The 17,704-nt window shown below is 33.2% G+C and carries 13 protein-coding genes; 3 read left to right on the forward strand and 10 right to left on the reverse strand.

The window, feature by feature from the left end; genetic code table 11:
- Positions 1–145: 145 nt before the first annotated feature.
- Entirely contained in the window at positions 146–1,990 is a 1,845-nt protein-coding gene (locus Q4Q39_RS05305; protein ID WP_303281354.1) for a cation:proton antiporter, read from the forward strand.
- A gap of 234 nt (positions 1,991–2,224) precedes the next feature.
- Here the strand turns inward: Q4Q39_RS05305 and Q4Q39_RS05310 are convergent, their stop codons facing one another.
- The 5 genes from Q4Q39_RS05310 to Q4Q39_RS05330 all read right to left on the reverse strand — a co-directional run bounded on the left by Q4Q39_RS05310 (position 2,225) and on the right by Q4Q39_RS05330 (position 10,234).
- Positions 2,225–2,914, reverse strand: coding sequence for a hypothetical protein (locus Q4Q39_RS05310; protein ID WP_303281355.1), 690 nt, complete (start codon positions 2,912–2,914; stop codon positions 2,225–2,227).
- Positions 2,915–3,099: 185 nt separating this feature from the next.
- Complete coding sequence (locus tag Q4Q39_RS05315) at positions 3,100–5,502, reverse strand: glycoside hydrolase family 31 protein (RefSeq protein WP_303281356.1); 2,403 nt, start codon at positions 5,500–5,502, stop codon at positions 3,100–3,102.
- 145 nt (positions 5,503–5,647) lie between these two features.
- The gene (gene glgB / locus Q4Q39_RS05320; protein WP_303281357.1) at positions 5,648–7,552 is read right to left on the reverse strand and encodes a 1,4-alpha-glucan branching protein GlgB; all 1,905 of its coding nucleotides are present in this window, start codon (positions 7,550–7,552) and stop codon (positions 5,648–5,650) included.
- 3 nt (positions 7,553–7,555) lie between these two features.
- Entirely contained in the window at positions 7,556–8,821 is a 1,266-nt protein-coding gene (locus Q4Q39_RS05325) for a glucose-1-phosphate adenylyltransferase (RefSeq protein ID WP_303281358.1), read from the reverse strand.
- A gap of 9 nt (positions 8,822–8,830) precedes the next feature.
- Positions 8,831–10,234, reverse strand: coding sequence for a glycogen synthase (locus Q4Q39_RS05330; protein ID WP_303281359.1), 1,404 nt, complete (start codon positions 10,232–10,234; stop codon positions 8,831–8,833).
- 413 nt (positions 10,235–10,647) lie between these two features.
- Here Q4Q39_RS05330 and Q4Q39_RS05335 point away from each other — a divergent pair, with 413 nt between their 5' ends.
- Positions 10,648–12,540, forward strand: coding sequence for a tetratricopeptide repeat-containing sensor histidine kinase (locus Q4Q39_RS05335; protein WP_303281360.1), 1,893 nt, complete (start codon positions 10,648–10,650; stop codon positions 12,538–12,540).
- Positions 12,541–12,543: 3 nt separating this feature from the next.
- Entirely contained in the window at positions 12,544–13,209 is a 666-nt protein-coding gene (locus Q4Q39_RS05340; RefSeq protein ID WP_303281361.1) for a response regulator, read from the forward strand.
- Here Q4Q39_RS05340 and lepA read toward each other — a convergent pair.
- The 5 genes from lepA to Q4Q39_RS05365 all read right to left on the reverse strand — a co-directional run bounded on the left by lepA (position 13,206) and on the right by Q4Q39_RS05365 (position 17,702).
- Positions 13,206–15,002, reverse strand: coding sequence for a translation elongation factor 4 (gene lepA, locus Q4Q39_RS05345; protein ID WP_303281362.1), 1,797 nt, complete (start codon positions 15,000–15,002; stop codon positions 13,206–13,208). The genes Q4Q39_RS05340 and lepA overlap by 4 nt on opposite strands.
- Positions 15,003–15,163: 161 nt before the next feature.
- Positions 15,164–15,364: a hypothetical protein gene (locus Q4Q39_RS05350; RefSeq protein WP_303281363.1), complete on the reverse strand. Its 201-nt coding sequence runs from the start codon at positions 15,362–15,364 to the stop codon at positions 15,164–15,166.
- A gap of 10 nt (positions 15,365–15,374) precedes the next feature.
- Complete coding sequence (locus tag Q4Q39_RS05355) at positions 15,375–15,578, reverse strand: hypothetical protein (RefSeq protein WP_303281364.1); 204 nt, start codon at positions 15,576–15,578, stop codon at positions 15,375–15,377.
- Positions 15,578–16,969 carry a radical SAM protein gene (locus Q4Q39_RS05360; RefSeq protein ID WP_303281365.1) on the reverse strand — a complete coding sequence of 464 codons (1,392 nt, stop codon included), beginning with the start codon at positions 16,967–16,969 and terminating at the stop codon, positions 15,578–15,580. The genes Q4Q39_RS05355 and Q4Q39_RS05360 overlap by 1 nt, the downstream gene beginning before the upstream one ends.
- Complete coding sequence (locus tag Q4Q39_RS05365) at positions 16,959–17,702, reverse strand: prolipoprotein diacylglyceryl transferase (protein ID WP_303281366.1); 744 nt, start codon at positions 17,700–17,702, stop codon at positions 16,959–16,961. The genes Q4Q39_RS05360 and Q4Q39_RS05365 overlap by 11 nt, the downstream gene beginning before the upstream one ends.
- Positions 17,703–17,704 lie beyond the last annotated feature (2 nt).

A 17,704-nucleotide genomic window follows, 5' to 3' on the forward strand; every position in this document is an offset into this window, starting at 1 on the left:
AGAGACTGCGTTTAATATTAAGTCAATATAATTAAAAGAATCATTCAATTTTGTGTTAATGATTGCGACTAATGGAAACAAATAAAATATAAGTTAGTGAAATCATCTGTTTTACTTAAATTAGTGTCTTAATAGATTTTAAAAGATGTTAGAACTAGCAGGAATTATTATTTTAGGGATTTTAGCACAATGGTTTGCCTGGAAATTTAAGATTCCAGCTATTTTACCACTAATTCTTATAGGCCTTTTGGTGGGGCCAATTGCGGCAGAGTTTTTAAGTGATGATGGCTCTAAATGGATCGAACCTATCTGGAATGGTAAGCAAGGTTTGTTTCCTGGAGAAGGCTTGTTCTATTTTGTATCTCTGGCTATTAGTATTATTCTTTTTGAAGGCGGATTAACATTAAAGCGTTCTGAAATAAAAAATGTAGGTCCAGTGATTACCAAATTAATAACATTAGGGTCTGCTGTTACTTTTTTTGGAGCAGGGATATTAGCTCACTTCATTTTTGAATTAAGTTGGGAGCTATCATTTTTATTTTCTGGTCTTATAATTGTTACGGGGCCAACAGTAATAACCCCTATTTTAAGAAATATTCCCCTTAAAAAAGATATCTCTACCGTATTGAAATGGGAAGGCATTTTAATTGACCCTATTGGTGCTTTGGTAGCTGTATTGGTGTTTGAATTTATTAGCGTTGAAGGGGATAGTGGCTTTACTAAAACGGCTTTGATTGAATTTGGGAAAATTATTCTTTTCGGAACTACATTTGGTTTTACGTTTGCTCATGCATTGGCCTTTGCTATTAATAAAAAATTGATTCCACATTATCTGCTAAATGTTGTATCGCTTTCCACTGTACTGCTGGTTTTTGTTGAATCAGAAATCTTTGCTCATGAGTCAGGCCTGTTGGCTGTTGTTGTTATGGGTATGGTTTTAGGTAATGGTAAATTAGAAAACATAAAGGAACTTCTTTATTTTAAAGAGTCTTTGAGTGTTTTATTGATCTCAATTCTGTTTATTTTACTGGCAGCAAATATTAATATTGAAGATTTAATGCTTCTTTATAGTTGGAAAACTGCTTTGCTTTTTGCAGCCGTGGTTTTTGTTATAAGGCCGTTAGCTGTGTTTCTAAGCACGTCTAAATCTAAATTAAAAACTCGAGAAAAGGTATTTATTAGTTGGGTAGGCCCCAGAGGTATTGTTGCTGCAGGAATAGCATCTCTTTTTGGAAGTAAATTAGTGAAACAAGGCGTTGAGGGTGCAGAGTATATTACGCCTTTAGTGTTTATGATCGTTCTTGGAACTGTTTTATTAAATGCGACTACCGCAAGAGGATTTGCCAAAGTTGTTGGCGTTTTTCTAAAAAGTTCGGAAGGTATTTTAATACTGGGAGCATCACAAGTTTCTAGATTGATTGGACAGTATCTGGTGAATAACCAACGCCATGTAGTTTTAATAGACAGTAATCAAACCAATATTCAAATGGCTCAGGAATTAGGGCTTGAGGCTATAAATACGGACATATATTCTGAAAATCTGGAAGATAATATAGAGCTTAATGATGTCGGTTTTTTAATGGCTTTAACGGGTAGTGCAGATATTAATCAGTTTGCTATTGATAAGTTTGGAAAACAATTTGGTGAGAACGGCTCCTTTAGATTGGTAACGGTTGATGAAATGAATGATCCTGATAATAATCCAAAGGAGGGTTTATTTTCTCATACAGATGATTTTAATGTTCTTTCTGAAGTCGCTCGCAAATATCCAGAGATACACGAAATTGAAATTAATGACAGAGATCATTATGAAGATTTAATTGAAGCAACAAGTAAAGAGGATGACATAATACCGCTATTTGTTAAAGATAAAAAAGGTGTTTTAGAAATTATATCTTCTTACAATAAAGCTATTGAAAATGTTGAAAAAGGATACCTGTTAGTATACTTAGGAAAAGCCTTAGGGACTGAAGAAGTGACTTCTGTTTAACTGATGAGACACTTGTTTTAATGTTGTCAGTTCGATATATTATAAACTGATAATCAAATACTTAAAAAAGGTTCCGAAGAAGAAATCATGTCATTCATTACGAGGCACGAGGAGCCTGCTGGCAGGCGGGGAATCTCATCACTCATACTTCGCTCTGTCGACATGACAAATAGCTGTTTTTCATTGGATTAAATAAGATGTTTTTAATAAATTTTACGTCGAACTTAGGGTGTTTTATTTCAAAAAACTTTTCACATCATCAATTGCTTTGCCTTTTACAAGCCAAGAAATTCCAAAAGGTATCACTGCTGTTGTTTCAAAAATAAACACATAATACTTGAAAAACAATGAGCCTGTCCCTACTCCTAATTTTTCGAGTATAATCATGACAAGAATTAGTGCTACTGATATGAAAACAATGTTTCCGCAGATATTGTATAATTTATTATTTACATCATCTTTATTTCTAGTAAACTTATATTTAGACATCCATCCCATTGAAAGTATAAATATGGCCGCGCTTATTAAATGAATAGCATTTGTAGCTGCGCTTTTATGACCAAATAAAGGATAGTTTTCATTTTTGCAAATAAGGTCAATAATGGCACTATTACTATCTGTACAGCATGTTGGAACAAAAACAACAACAAGAGCTGCAAAACCGCCAATATTGGTAATAATATCATCACTTATAATTTCTGAAGTAGCATCCTTTTTGTAACCTCTGTAAGAGATTAAAAATAAAGCAAATGCAGACAAAATTATAATAAAGAATAAAGAGGATAAAGTAGCATAGTAATAATGACTCATTGAAGCCAATAATTCACCTTTAGAAATGAGCAATATAAAGGGAAGGCATAAACCTAAAGTCCCTATTAATTTTCTGATCCTATAATCTGAATTTTTTAGTTCCTGATGTACCATCGTGAAGTTTAATTTAAAAATTTTCAACACAATGTACGAATAATCTTTAAATTGATTCTTGTTTAAAAATAAAAATTTTTAATTGTTAGTTTATTGTTTGTTAGGTGATTAAATAGTCTTAATTATTAAAAAAGCTCCTGAAGATAAGGCAACAGGAGCTTTTTAATTAGTTGTATGATATGGTTCTAAGCCATAATATGAAGCTCTGTAAATTCCTTATCAAGAACTAAAGTATTATCACCATTAAGCTTAATATCCTTAAAAAGGATTTCTTCATTATCTACCTGGACTTTAGATATTTTAAATGGTAAACCATGCAAGCTTAATTTAAACGTTTTATACGTTGTTATAAACTTACCAGACTTATGCTGTTGAATAATTAATTCGTTTTCCTTACCAAGCAATTTGAAGTCTCTTAAACTATATCTTCCTTTAATGTAATCATAACCATCAGTAGCATCTTCGTAAACCATTGAGCTTTCTTTACCTAATTTGTAATATACATCAAGCAATAATTCATCAATAACTTTTTCACCTACGTATTGCTGTATTGGGTATTTAGGAATAATAGCGCCTTCTTTTACAAATATTGGCATGCTGTCTAGGTCTGCATCCACCCATAATTCCTGACCTCCATTTACGATCTCATCTGTCCAGAAGTTGTACCATTTCCCTCTAGGGATATACATGCGTCTTCCTTTTTGATTAGGTCCTGTTATTGGGCATGCTAAGATCTTTTCGCCAAAGATAAACTCATCGTTTCTATAATGTGTTTGAGCGTCTTCCTGATCGTATAATACAAGTGACTTTAAAATAGGAATGCCTTCTTCGGCATATCTCCAAAAAGCGGTGTATAAATAAGGCAGTAATTGATATCTTAATTCAATAAACTTTCTTACTACATTGGTTATAGTATCTCCAAAAGCCCAAGGCTCTTGATCTCCATGGTCTCCAGAGGAATGTGTTCTACAAAATGGGTGGAAAATCCCTAGCTGAATCCAACGCGCGTATAGCTCGCCATTAGGTTGTTCTGCAAATCCACCAATATCCGATCCAATAAAAGAGAATCCAGACATACACATACGTTGTGCCTGTAGGTTGGCAATGTTTAAGTGGTCCCATGTTGCTACATTATCACCAGTCCAACTAGACGTATAACGTTGTGTACCAGAATATGCAGCTCTAGTAATTACAAAAGGCCTTTTAGGATATGAGAATTTTTTTAAACCTTGATAGGTAGCTCTTGCCATTTGCATGCCATAAACGTTATGTGCTTTTCTGTGACTACAAGCATTGCCATCGTAATCATGCCTTACATCATTAGGGAAGGTTTTTCCTGGAACATCCATGACAGCAGGTTCGTTCATATCATTCCAAACGCCTTTCACTCCTATGTCTTCTACAAGTTCTTTAAACAAATCAGACCACCAATCTCTTACTTCTGGTTTGGTGAAATCTGGGAAATAACATTCACCAGGCCATACTTTACCTTTCATGTAAGGGCCGTCTGCCCGTTTACAGAAGTAGTCATTTTCTAACCCCTCTTTAAAAACAGAATAATCCATATCTATTTTAATGCCCGGATCTATAATAACAATGGTTTTAAAACCATCATCGGCTAACTCCTTAACCATTCGTTTAGGATCTGGAAAATGATCCTTGCTCCAGGTAAAACATCTAAATCCTTCCATGTAGTCTATATCTAAATAGATCGCATCACATGGAATTTGCAATTCTCTAAACTTCGCTGTAATTTCTTTTACGTTGGACTCAGGATAGTAACTCCATTTACATTGGTGGTACCCTAAAGTCCATAGAGCTGGAAGCTCATGAGGCTTTCCTGTTAAGTCGGTATAATTTACAACAACATCAGACATTTCTGGTCCATAAATGAAGTAGTAATTCATTTCACCACCTTGAGCCCAAAAACTCGTGATGTTACGACGTTCATGACAAAAATCAAAGAATGAACGGAAGGTATTATCGAAAAATATGCCGTAAGATTTTTTATTATGTAGGGCTGTGTAAAAAGGAATCGCTTTATAAATGGGGTCAGTATCTCTACCATAGGCATAAGAATCTGTTACCCAATTCTCGAAGCGTTTACCTTTAAGATTATTATCTACAGGTTTATCACCTAAGCCATAGTAGCTTTCACCTGGTTGAGATGTTTTAGACATTTTTACAATATCGCCACCGTGCTCATAACTTTCTTCCCAGTGAAACCCAAGTTCGTCTTCGCAAATTAAGGAGTTATCCTTAGCGTCAAAAATAGACGTTCGCAAATCTAATTTTGAAATACGACAAATAAGTTTTGATGTGGTTATAGTATAGTTATTTTCATCTTCTGTTACTTCAAGATGATTATAACCTCTACTGGCATATTTAGTGATGGCATAAGAGAAGTCATTTTCAAAAATACCCGTTGTAGCAAATCTGAATCGTAGGATACTATCGCGACGTACGGTAACTTCTAATATAACACCATTCTCTGTAGTAAAAGAAAGTACGTTTAGGTTCTTTTCGTATGAAACTATTTTGGAAGGAAACAGGTTTCCTTTATATTCTAATTCGGTATTTAAAATCATAGAGGTTAGCGCAATTTATTAGTTGCCTAAATTACTAAATTTAGCAACTAATAGTGGTCAGTATTTATTAAAAAAACATTATGATTATTTGATAAAACACAAATAATCAATGAGATAATTACATAAACCTCAAATAGAAACGTATTTACGTTGAAAAGATAACCAAGCCTAAAGGAGGTAATGTTATTTCTACTGAAAAATCCTTTCCGTTCCAGGGGTCTTTTTTTGCTGAAATTTGTTTTTTGTTTGTAATGCCACTTCCACCAAATTCTTTAGCATCGCTATTAAAAATTTCTTTAATTTTTGTTTTTAAAGGGACTCCTATTTTGTAATTTTCTCTAATGTTTGGTGTTAAGTTACAAACAACGATAACATCATTTTCAGAGTCGTACCCTTTTCTTATATAAGATAAAACACAGTTTTCATGGTCATCAAAACTAATCCATTCAAACCCTTCTCCACTAAATCCTTTTTCATACAAGGCAGGTGTTGTTTTATAGAGCTTGTTTAATTCCCTATAATAGTTTTGAAGATTTTTATGTGGTTCGAAGTCTAATAAATTCCAATCTAGGCTTTCTTGAAAATTCCATTCGTTATATTGACCAAACTCACCGCCCATAAACAATAATTTGGTTCCTGGATGGGTAAACATATAGCCGTATAATAAACGAAGATTTGCAAAGCGTTGCCATTCATCGCCAGGCATTCTGCCTAAAATAGAGTTCTTACCATAAACGACTTCGTCATGTGATAATGGTAACATGAAATTTTCGGTAAAGGCATATGCCAAACTAAATGTTATGTCATTTTGGTGGTATTTTCTATAAATAGGGTCTTTGGCGAAATATTCTAGGGTATCATGCATCCAACCCATCATCCATTTCATACCAAAACCTAGACCACCAGAAAAAACAGGCTTGGAAACCATTGGAAATGCTGTGGATTCTTCTGCGATGGTTTGAACATCTGGGAAGGATCTGTAAATTTCTTTATTCAATTCTTTTAGAAAACTTATAACGGCGAGATTTTCTCTACCGCCATACATATTAGGTTCCCATTCACCTTCTTCACGAGAATAATCCAAAAATAGCATAGATGCAACGGCATCAACACGTAATCCGTCTGCATGATATTGTTCCATCCAGAAAATGGCATTACTTATCAGGAACGATCTAACTTCATTTCGTTCGTAATTAAAAATCAGACTTTTCCAATCCTGGTGATAGCCTTTTCTTTTGTCTGGGTGTTCGTATAAATGAGAGCCATCAAAGAATCCTAAACCGTGTGCATCCTCTGGAAAGTGAGAAGGTACCCAGTCTAAAATAATACCAATATCGTTTTGGTGTAGTTTGTCTACCAAATACTTGAACTCTTCAGGATAACCAAAACGAGAAGTTGGTGCAAAATACCCTGTTAGCTGGTATCCCCATGAAGGATCATAAGGGTATTCCATAATAGGCATGAGTTCTACATGTGTAAAATTCATGTCTTTAACATAGTTTACTAAATCGTCTGCTAACTCGAAATAAGACAAAAACCGATCTTCTTCTAAATGTCTTTTCCAAGAGCCTAGATGTACTTCGTAAACAGAAAAAGGAGCGTCTATAGCATTATGCTTTTTACGCTTTTTCATCCAATCTTTATCTTTCCATGCATAGTTATCATCCCAAACAATTGATGCTGTTTTGGGAGGATGCTCACAGCGTCTTGCATAAGGGTCGGCCTTTTCTGTTTTTATATCACCATTGTAACTTTTAATGCTGTATTTATAAATAGTGCCTTTTCCTATCAAAGGAATAAACCCTTCCCAGATGCCACTTGAATCCCAGCGTACATTTAGTTGATGTTCGCCTTCTTTCCAGTGATTAAAATCACCAATTACTGATACAGATTTTGCGCTGGGCGCCCATACAGAGAAATATGTTCCTTCAATACCATCAATAATGGTAATATGAGATCCAAATTTTTCATAAAGACGATAATGAGTTCCCGATTTAAATAGATAGATGTCTAATTCGGTAAATAAGCTATAGGGTTTTATTTGTGCCATATATTATATTACAAAACCGTTAGGGATGGTTGCTCCATTTTTAATTACTACAATACCGTCTTTAATTGCATAGGTCTCGGTTTCCGTATCTTCTAAGTGATTCCCTCCATTTATTCTTACATCATCACCAATGCGGCAGTTTTTATCGAGAATGGCATTTTTAATAAAGCATCGTTCTCCAATTCCCATTAAGTTTTTTATTTTCTTTTCTTGTATCTCATGTAATGTTTCGTAGTAATCGCTTCCCATCATATAGGTTTTTATTACTGTGGACTCATCACCAATTCTGGAACGAATACCGATAACAGATTTCTCGATTTTTGCAGCACTAATAATACACCCTTCTGCAATGACCGTTTGGTTTAATGTTGTGCCTGCGACTTTTGTTGTAGGTAACATTCTGGCGTGTGTGTATATACGCTTTTTCTTATCATATAAATCGAAATCAGGTATATTGTCTGTTAATCCAATATTGGCTTCAAAAAAGGAATCAATGTTACCTATATCTGTCCAATATCCTTCGTATTGGTAGCTTAGTGTTTTATGTTTTTTAATATTTTGAGGGATGATTTCTTTACCAAAATCTATTGTAGAAGAATCATTCATTAATTTGATTAATAAATCCCGGTTAAAAATATAAATCCCCATAGAAGCCAGATAGTTTCGACCTTGGCCTTTCATTTCGTCACTTACTTCAGAAGTCCAGTCTGGTAGTAAGCTAGCCTCTGGTTTCTCTATAAAAGAGGTGACTACACTTTTATCATTAGCTTTTAGGATACCAAAAGAAGTAGCGTCTTTTGCATTAACAGGAATAGTAGCAATTGAAATTTTAGCATTACTTTTTTCATGAGCTTCAATCATTTTATCGTAATCCATTTGGTATAATTGATCTCCAGATAGTATTAATGCATAATCAAAATCATGCCTTAAAAAATGATGCATACTTTGGCGAACTGCATCAGCGGTTCCTTGAAACCAACCTTTATTCCCTGGTGTTTGTTCTGCGGCAAGTACATCAACAAAAGCACTACTAAAAAAACTAAAATGATAGGTATCTTTAATATGACGGTTCAATGATGCTGAATTAAATTGTGTTAAAACAAACATGCGTTTAATATCTGCGTTAATACAATTGGAAATAGGGATGTCAACCAATCTATATTTTCCTGCTATTGGTACAGCTGGTTTAGATCGTTGTTCAGTTAAAGGATGTAGTCTTGAACCTTGACCACCGCCTAAGATGATGGATAAAACCTTGTTATTTATCATATTTTTAGTTTAAATGGATTTATATAATTTAATGTACTCTTTTGCAGAAGCATTCCAGGAGTGATCAATTCCCATAACCTGCTTACTTAGTTTTTTATACGTTGTGTTGTTTTCATAAAGGGAGGTCCCTCTATCTATCGCATTTGTTATGTCTGAAACTGTAACGTCTTTATGGCAAATACCAAAGCCGTTTTTTTCTGAAATATCTATAACGGTATCTTTAAGACCTCCAATACGTCGCACAATAGGTATGGTGCCATATCTTAATGCATACATTTGGTTAAGTCCACAAGGCTCTACTCTTGATGGCATAAGTAAAAAATCTGCACCCGCATAGATAACATGTGATAAGGATTCATCGTACCCAATAAAAGCATTGTAAGTGCCTTTATAATCATTTTTAAGAGCTTCTAACTGAATTTCTGTATCGTCATGTCCAGAACCTAATAGTAAGATAGAAGCGTCTCCTTTTTCAAGAATATCTTTAAATGCTTCGGGAAACAAATCGGATCCTTTTTCTCCAACTAATCTACCAATAAATGCAAAAAGGGGTTTTTTAACGTCTAGATTAAAGGTATCGCACAAATGTTTTTTGTTTGCTTTTTTTCCAGAAACAACTGTTTTGGTATTGTAGTTGGAAACAAGGTAATTGTCGGTTTCTGGATCCCATACATTCCAATCGATACCGTTTAAAATACCCGAGCATTTTGCGCTTTCATGATTTAACAGATTTTCTAATCCGTTAGCAGATAACTTTAATTCTTCCATATAACTGGGGGATACCGTGGTAATCCGCCAAGCACATTTTATTGCTGCTGCTAATGGGTTTACACTACCGCCCCAATCTAAAAATCCTACATTCTCAAAATTAAAAGGAGGAATTAAATTTACTTTTTTATGCGAAAACCAGCCTTGGTATTGCGCATTATGTATGGTTAAAATATTTGGGATTTTTCTAAAAGCCTCATATTTAAAGCTTTCTTGAAGCATGAAAGGAATCAACCCTGTATGGTGGTCATGACAATGTATATAATCGGGATATGCATCCCAAGTTAGCATCCAATCTAACGTTGCAATTTGAAAGGCTAAAAAGCGTTCTGTATCATCATTGGAATACACATATTCTTTGAATAAAAGTTCGGGAACATCAACAAAAAAAATATCGAAATCTAGAAGAGGTTCTTTTAAGGTTAATATTTTAAAAGGATATGATGTATCCGCTAAGTTTAATTGAGATTCATAAACGGTATTAAAAGTATTTGCTTTGGTAAATTTGTTATCATAAAAAGGCATAATAACTTGAGATGAAAATGAGGCACTATTTTGATATTTTGGTAATGCTCCAACAACATCTGCTAACCCTCCTACTTTAGCTACTGGATAACATTCTGCGCTTATGTGTGTAACGTTCATATATAATATTGCATATCTTATAAACTTACAAAATTATTGTCTAAACTTTTTAGCTGATTTTATTTTTAGGGAAAATAAAGCAGATATAGCATTAATTGATGTTATCAATAACAAAAACTTAAAAAAACATATAAATATTTTTGATTTTTCAATGAGAAATGATAAAAACTCAAAAGATTAACTTTTATTCATCAAAGAAATGAAATACCTCTAGAAGGATATGAGATAAATTTTATATTTGTTTTATGCTGTTATAAAAACAGTTTCTAAATATGTTTAAAAGCCCCTTTTTTCTAACATCCCTTTTTCTTTTTTGTTTAAACACAAATGCGCAAAATAAGAACTTTGAAAAGCAGCTAGATACTATACAAGAGTTAAGGGTTATATCTAAAAATCACGACTTAGATATAGAAATGAGAATTCTGTATGCTAAAAAGGCTAGTAAGTTGTCTTATGAATTAGAAGTTGATTCGGTTATTTTGAATTCGAATAAAATGCTTATGGAGGCCTATTTAGAAAGCAAAGACTTTAATAACCTTAAAAAACTTTCTTATAGAAACTTGAATTTGGCTGAAAAGAACAAAGATTCTTCTGCTATAGCTTATAGTCATTATTATTTAGGAGAATTGTATAGATATACTTTTAAAAATGACAGTGCATATTATTATTATCGAAAAGCAGAAAACTTTTTTAGAAGGTTTAGTTATGATTTCGAAACAGTTTTAACCCTTTATGGTATTTCGGGAATTCAATGTGATGAAAGGGATTATAAAGGGGGTGAATCTACTTCAATAGAATCCCTTGTATTACTCGACAGATTGAGAGAGTCAAATGATGTCTACAAATACAAATCTTTTATCTATAATAATTTAGGAATAGTCTTTAATGAACTAGGGCAGTATGAAGAATCTATAAGGTATCATAATCTCTCATTGAGTTTAAAGAGAAGTTTAAAAGGCAATTTTGAAAGAAATATAGGAAATTCTATAAATAATTTGATTAATGTGTATAGCAATTGGGAAAAATTCGATTTAGCTATTGAAAAATATAATGAAATTTTACATACTACAAATATTATTAATGAACACCCTGATATTTATGCTATGTCATTAGACAATTATGCGTATGTTTTATTTTTATCTAAAGATTATAGTCAGTTACCAGAATTATACTTAAGAGCATTAAAAATTTGTGACGGTATAGGGGAAGTCTATAAAACTATAATCATTCACCAACATTTAGCAGAGTATTATGATTATAAAAAGCAAAAAGATTCTGCTTTATATCATGGCTATAAAGCCAAAGAGATTTCAGAACAGTTTTATAAAGATGATTTATTAAAATCACTATTAGTCCTTTCGAAAATAGAGGATGATAGCATAGCAGTAAAACATTATGAGTCTTATATAAACTTAAACGATAGTATTCAAAGAGAAGAACGTTTAAAGAGAAACAAGTATGCTAGAATAGAATTTGAAACAGACCAGTATATAAAAGAAACCAAACGATTAAGTACTCAAAACATTTTAATTACAATAATAGGAGGCATATTAATTTTGGTATTAGGGCTATTGTATTTTATAAGAGTTCAACGCTCAAAAAACAAGACGTTAATTTTTGCAAGTGAGCAAGAGAAAGCGAATCAAGAAATATATAAGTTGATGCTGCAGCAACAAACTAAGCAAGAAGAGGGCAGGTTACAAGAGCGGCATAGAATAGCTCAAGACTTGCATGATGGTATCTTGGGGAGGTTATTTGGAACAAGAATGGCTATGGGGTTTTTAGATATTAAAGGGGATGAGGCAACCTTGAATACATACAAGGAATTTGCAGACGAATTGCAAGATATTGAAAAGGAAGTAAGAGAAGTATCTCACGCGCTTAAAAAAGAGAATGAGTTATCAAAAACCAGTTTCCAATCTATTTTAGAAGAATATATAGAAAAGCAAAGTGTTATAGTGGGTTTTAGTTGTAAGCTTAAAAAAGATGATGGTGTGAATTTTGAATTGTTGCATGATGGGCAAAAGGTGGAAATTTATCGCATTATTCAGGAATCCATACAAAATATTATCAAACATGCTAATGCTGATAATGTTACTGTTTCTTTTTCGTTAAGAGATAATGTTTTAGAGATTAAGATAGAGGACGATGGCATAGGGTTTGATACCACTAGAAATTATAAAGGCATTGGTTTAAAAAATATAGCCTCTAGGGTATTAAAGCTTCGGGGCAATCATCAAATAATATCAATTTTAAATGAAGGAACGGAGCTAAATGTAAGTGTCCCGGTTTACAAGCGTTTTTAGAATATGAATATATTAATAGTAGAAGACCACCCATTAATTAGTAATGCCTATGAGCATGCACTAGACTATGTAAGTTCTAATAATATAGATTTAAAATTTAATATACATAAAGTCACAAATTGTGATGATGCTTATTTGAAAGTAAAAAAAGCTTTAACAGGAGAGGTTATTGATATTGTTTTTTTAGATATTAAATTGCCACCATCTAAAGATAGAAAGATCATTTCTGGAGAAGATTTAGGTGTTAAAATAAGAATGCTTTTGCCAAAGGCTAAAATAATTATTGTTACAACGTATAATGACAACTATAGAATCAATAATATTTTTAAAAGCATAAACCCCGAAGGGTTTTTAATAAAGAATGATTTAAGCCCTAAAGAACTTGTTTTAGCCATTGAAAAAATAATAGATAATATACCCCATTATAGTAAGTCTGTAGTTCAATTGATGCGTAAATTGACTTCTAATAGTTTCGTGATAGATGATATAGATAGAACGTTATTATACGAGTTATCCCGTGGCACAAAAATGAGCGAATTACCACAAATAATACCGCTTTCTAAAGCTGCTATAGAAAAAAGAAAACGAACACTAAAAGAGCTTTTTAATGTAGATAGTAAACATGACAGAGACTTGCTTGAAATTGCAGAGCAAAAAGGATTTATTTAATCATTCAGTTTTAAAACTGCCATAAATGCTTGCTGAGGTATTTCTACATTACCTACTTGGCGCATACGTTTTTTACCTTTCTTTTGCTTTTCTAAAAGTTTACGCTTACGCGAAATATCACCACCGTAGCATTTTGCAGTCACATCTTTACGAAGTGCTTTAATAGTTTCTCTTGAAACAATTTTAGCTCCAATAGCTGCTTGAACAGGAATATCGAATTGCTGACGCGGAATAAGTTCTTTTAGTTTTTCACACATTTTTTTACCAATACTTTGAGCATTATCGGCATGGATTAAAGCAGATAGAGCATCAACAGGCAGTGCATTTAATAAAATGTCTAAACGTACTAGTTTAGAGACTTTCATTCCTATTGGATGATAATCGAAAGAAGCGTAGCCTTTTGAAACGGTTTTTAAGCGATCGTAAAAATCGAAAACAATTTCAGCTAAAGGCATTTCGAAAGTTAACTCGACACGTTCTGTTGTTAAATACGTTTGATTTTGAACAATGCCTCTTTTTTCAATACAAAGTGACATCACATTACCAACAAAATCTGATTTAGTAATAATCGTTGCTTTAATATAAGGTTCTTCAACACGGTTAACAGTTGAAGGATCTGGTAAATCGGATGGGTTATTTACTATGAAAGCTTCATCAGGATTTTTGTTTGTAAAAGCATGGTACGATACGTTGGGAACTGTGGTAATAACAGTCATATCGAACTCACGTTCTAGACGTTCTTGAATAATTTCCATGTGAAGCATGCCCAAGAAACCACAACGAAAACCAAAACCCAAAGCCGCAGAACTTTCTGGAGCAAATACCAACGATGCATCGTTTAGTTGTAGTTTTTCCATCGAATTACGAAGTTCTTCATAATCTTCTGTGTCAACAGGGTAAATACCTGCAAAAACCATTGGTTTAACATCTTCGAAACCTTCAACAATATTGGTTGTTGGGTTTGCGAAATCGGTAATAGTATCTCCTACTTTTACTTCTTTAGCGGTTTTAATACCTGTTATTAAATAACCAACATCACCAGTTTTTACACTTTGTTTAGCAACCTGATTTAGTTTTAATGTTCCAACTTCATCAGCAAAATACTCTTTATCGGTTGCAACAAATTTAATTTTTTGGCCTTTTTTAATTTCGCCATTAAAAACTCTAAAATAGGTTTCAATACCTCTAAAAGTATTATAAACAGAATCGAAAATTAAGGCTTGTAAAGGGGCGTCCGGGTCTCCTTTTGGAGCAGGAACGCGATCTATAATCGCTGCTAAAATATTGTCGACTCCAAAACCAGTTTTTCCACTGGCATGAATCACTTCTTCTGCATCACAACCTAATAAGTCTACAATATCGTCGGTTACTTCCTCTGGATTCGCACTTGGTAAATCTACTTTATTTAAAACAGGAATAATTTCTAAATCGTTTTCTAGAGCTAAATACAGATTAGAAATGGTTTGTGCTTGAATACTTTGAGCGGCATCTACAATAAGTAAAGCGCCTTCACAGGCAGCAATAGATCGAGATACTTCATACGAGAAATCGACATGACCGGGCGTGTCAATTAAATTTAAGATATAATCTTCTCCTTTGTAAACGTACTCCATTTGGATGGCGTGCGACTTTATGGTAATACCACGTTCACGCTCTAAATCCATACTATCTAGTAGTTGGTCTTGCTGCTCTCTAGCAGTTACCGATCCTGTATAATCTAATAAACGGTCTGCGAGCGTACTCTTACCGTGATCTATATGTGCAATAATGCAAAAATTCCTAATATTCTTCATACTCAAAAAAGCCGTTTAAAACAGCGACTGCAAAGATAGTTAAATATGTTTGTGAATGGCAATAGCTAAAGAATCTAAATTAATGTAGTTTACGAACCCAATTAGTGGTTTACAATAAATAAATATTAGACGCTTTTTATAGGTGTTATTTTTGGTATAAATTAAGCCATCATACCGCCACAAATACCTAAACTCACAATAACATAAACAGCAGCTAGAATGAATAATACTTTGGCTGCTTTTTTGTTTTTTTTACGAACAGCAAGCCCAATGATAGCTAATAAAATAGCTGGACCAAACATGACAGCTATAATTAAGACTATCAAGCCATTTAAATTCATGTTTCCTTCTAAAAATATCATAAGTTATGTTTTATATCATTGAAATTCCACAAATACCTAGACCTATTAAAGCATAAACTGCAGCAATTATTAATAGTACTTTTGATACCCTTTTGTTTTTATTTCTTATTGCTAAAGCTACAATAGCTAATAGTATTGGGACACCAAATGCTAAAAAAAACAGCAAAAGGAAAATCCAAATTAAACCATCACCGTTTATAACTAAAGTATTCATTACATGTCGTTTCTTAAAGTTTCCAATGTAGCTTTTTTATCGTCTCTGTAAAACAAATTCATAGTTTCAAAAGGGATAATTTTATTGTCTTTATCTACAATATGAACGCATGATTTCTTAATAGTGCGTACATCAAAATTATAAGCATCAATAAACTGCATGATAATAACGCGAAATAAATTATCGTAACCCAAATTTGGAGCGTCAATATTAGGTAAGCAACACATAATAGACTTTAAATTTTCTTCAGCGACTTCAACAGAATTTCCGGTGCTAAAAAGTTCTATCATTTTATCTTGAAGGTTTTCGTCTTGCTCGTAAATAATAGTGTTTTTACTAGTGTCTAATAAATCATTCGGGTTTATATATCTGGTTAAAGGAAATACCTCATCTCCCAATTTTAAGGCATAGCCCATGACCAATGCATCTGGATTACAGGGAACAGGAAGTAAGTCGTCTGGATTAAAAATATGGGTTTGTTCCATGATTTTCCGACGTACTTCTGTAAGCGTCATTCTATCGGTTTCGGGATTAAAATTCTCTAATCTTCCCGCTATTTGTGTTGGTTGAAGTGTGACGCCACGAACACACTTTTGTTTTAAAGCAAAGTCTATTATTTTGCCTATTTCATGATCGTTTAATCCTTTTTGAAGGGTTACAACCAAAGTGGTTGATAAATTGAGTTGATTTAAATTTTCAAGGGCTTGTTTTCTTATATCATTTAAATTGGCACCACGAAGTTCTTGTAACACACGATTTTCAAAAGAATCGAATTGAAGATAAATTTCAAAATCTGGCGCATAGGTTTTTAATTTTTCCGCGAAAGCAAAATCTTTAGCAATTTTAATGCCATTGGTATTCAACATTACATGTCGAATGGGTAATGATTTTGCATAATCTAAAATTTCAAAAAACTGAGGATGAATAGTAGGTTCACCGCCACTAATTTGTACCACATCAGGTTCTTTTTCGTTAGCGACTATGGTATCCAGCATGGTTTTTACTTCCTCTAAAGTGCGATGTCTGCCATATGTTGGTGATGACCCCGCATAACAGGTAGGGCAGGTTAAATTACAACGATCTGTCACTTCAACAACTGTTAAACATGAGTGTTGCTCGTGATCAGGACATAAACCGCAATCGTAAGGGCAGCCATAATCAGTTTTGGTATTAAACTTATAAGGCGTTTCAGAAGGTTTATTATAGTTTCTTATGTTTTTGTAGTAGTCTATATCGTCGGCAATTAATACTTTAGAATTACCGTGTTCGTTACAGCGTTTTAACATGTAAACATTGTTATTTTCGAACACGATTTTAGCATCGACACGTTTTAAACATTCTGGACAAAGGCTTAGTGTAAAATCGTAGTAGGTATATTTTCTAACGGGCATTTTTAAAGATGTTTAAAATGGTTTTATGGTAATAGAGCAAACAAATTAGACATAATATTTGAATCGTACTTAATCCGAAGAGGTAAAATACATTTGGTTTTAAAAATTCTATGAAAAATCTAAATGTGAAATAGAGAATCATAAACCATTTAAATAGGTCGCCATTTTTTAAAGTTACTTTGTTTTTTAAGCGGTTTAAGCTAAAAAATAAAATGATTAGAAATATCAATTCATATAAAGCTACCGGGTGACGTAATTGTCCATCTCCTAAATTCATACCAAATATAGAAGTCGTTACTATACCATAAGTAAATTCGTTTATGCCAGAAAGAAAGCATCCAATTCGACCAATAAAAATGCCTAAAATAATGGGAGATACAAATAAATCACCTGATGATTGTGTTTCACCTATACATTTTTTGGCAATTTCTACACCAAGCAGGCCTCCAAACAAACCACCCATAATGGTTTTTGTATTGAGTATTTGAATAATATTCTCTTGTGAAATATTAACAAAAGGGTTTTCTAAAAAACCAACGAATCTGGAACCGATTAAAGCACCAAGCGCGGCTCCTAAAATAATAGAGAGTCTATTATTTGATGAAATAACATCATGGCGTTTCCTTCTTAAGAATACATAATAGCGAAAAGCCACAAAAAATGCAAGGTATTCTAAAACCAGATGTATGTTTATATTACAACCGAATACTTGAGGCTCAAAAGGAATGTGCAAAG

It is taken from the genome of Flavivirga amylovorans (assembly GCF_030540875.1).
Lineage (GTDB): Bacteria > Bacteroidota > Bacteroidia > Flavobacteriales > Flavobacteriaceae > Flavivirga > Flavivirga amylovorans.

Bases quoted from the DNA above. Each gene is read 5' to 3' on its own strand.
- Q4Q39_RS05305 (WP_303281354.1), top strand. From the start codon at position 146: ATGTTAGAACTAGCAGGAATTATTATTTTAGGGATTTTAGCACAATGG.
- Q4Q39_RS05310 (WP_303281355.1), bottom strand. From the start codon at position 2,914: ATGGTACATCAGGAACTAAAAAATTCAGATTATAGGATCAGAAAATTA.
- Q4Q39_RS05315 (WP_303281356.1), bottom strand. From the start codon at position 5,502: ATGATTTTAAATACCGAATTAGAATATAAAGGAAACCTGTTTCCTTCC.
- glgB (WP_303281357.1), bottom strand. From the start codon at position 7,552: ATGGCACAAATAAAACCCTATAGCTTATTTACCGAATTAGACATCTAT.
- Q4Q39_RS05325 (WP_303281358.1), bottom strand. From the start codon at position 8,821: ATGATAAATAACAAGGTTTTATCCATCATCTTAGGCGGTGGTCAAGGT.
- Q4Q39_RS05330 (WP_303281359.1), bottom strand. From the start codon at position 10,234: ATGAACGTTACACACATAAGCGCAGAATGTTATCCAGTAGCTAAAGTA.
- Q4Q39_RS05335 (WP_303281360.1), top strand. From the start codon at position 10,648: ATGAGAATTCTGTATGCTAAAAAGGCTAGTAAGTTGTCTTATGAATTA.
- Q4Q39_RS05340 (WP_303281361.1), top strand. From the start codon at position 12,544: ATGAATATATTAATAGTAGAAGACCACCCATTAATTAGTAATGCCTAT.
- lepA (WP_303281362.1), bottom strand. From the start codon at position 15,002: ATGAAGAATATTAGGAATTTTTGCATTATTGCACATATAGATCACGGT.
- Q4Q39_RS05350 (WP_303281363.1), bottom strand. From the start codon at position 15,364: ATGATATTTTTAGAAGGAAACATGAATTTAAATGGCTTGATAGTCTTA.
- Q4Q39_RS05355 (WP_303281364.1), bottom strand. From the start codon at position 15,578: ATGAATACTTTAGTTATAAACGGTGATGGTTTAATTTGGATTTTCCTT.
- Q4Q39_RS05360 (WP_303281365.1), bottom strand. From the start codon at position 16,969: ATGCCCGTTAGAAAATATACCTACTACGATTTTACACTAAGCCTTTGT.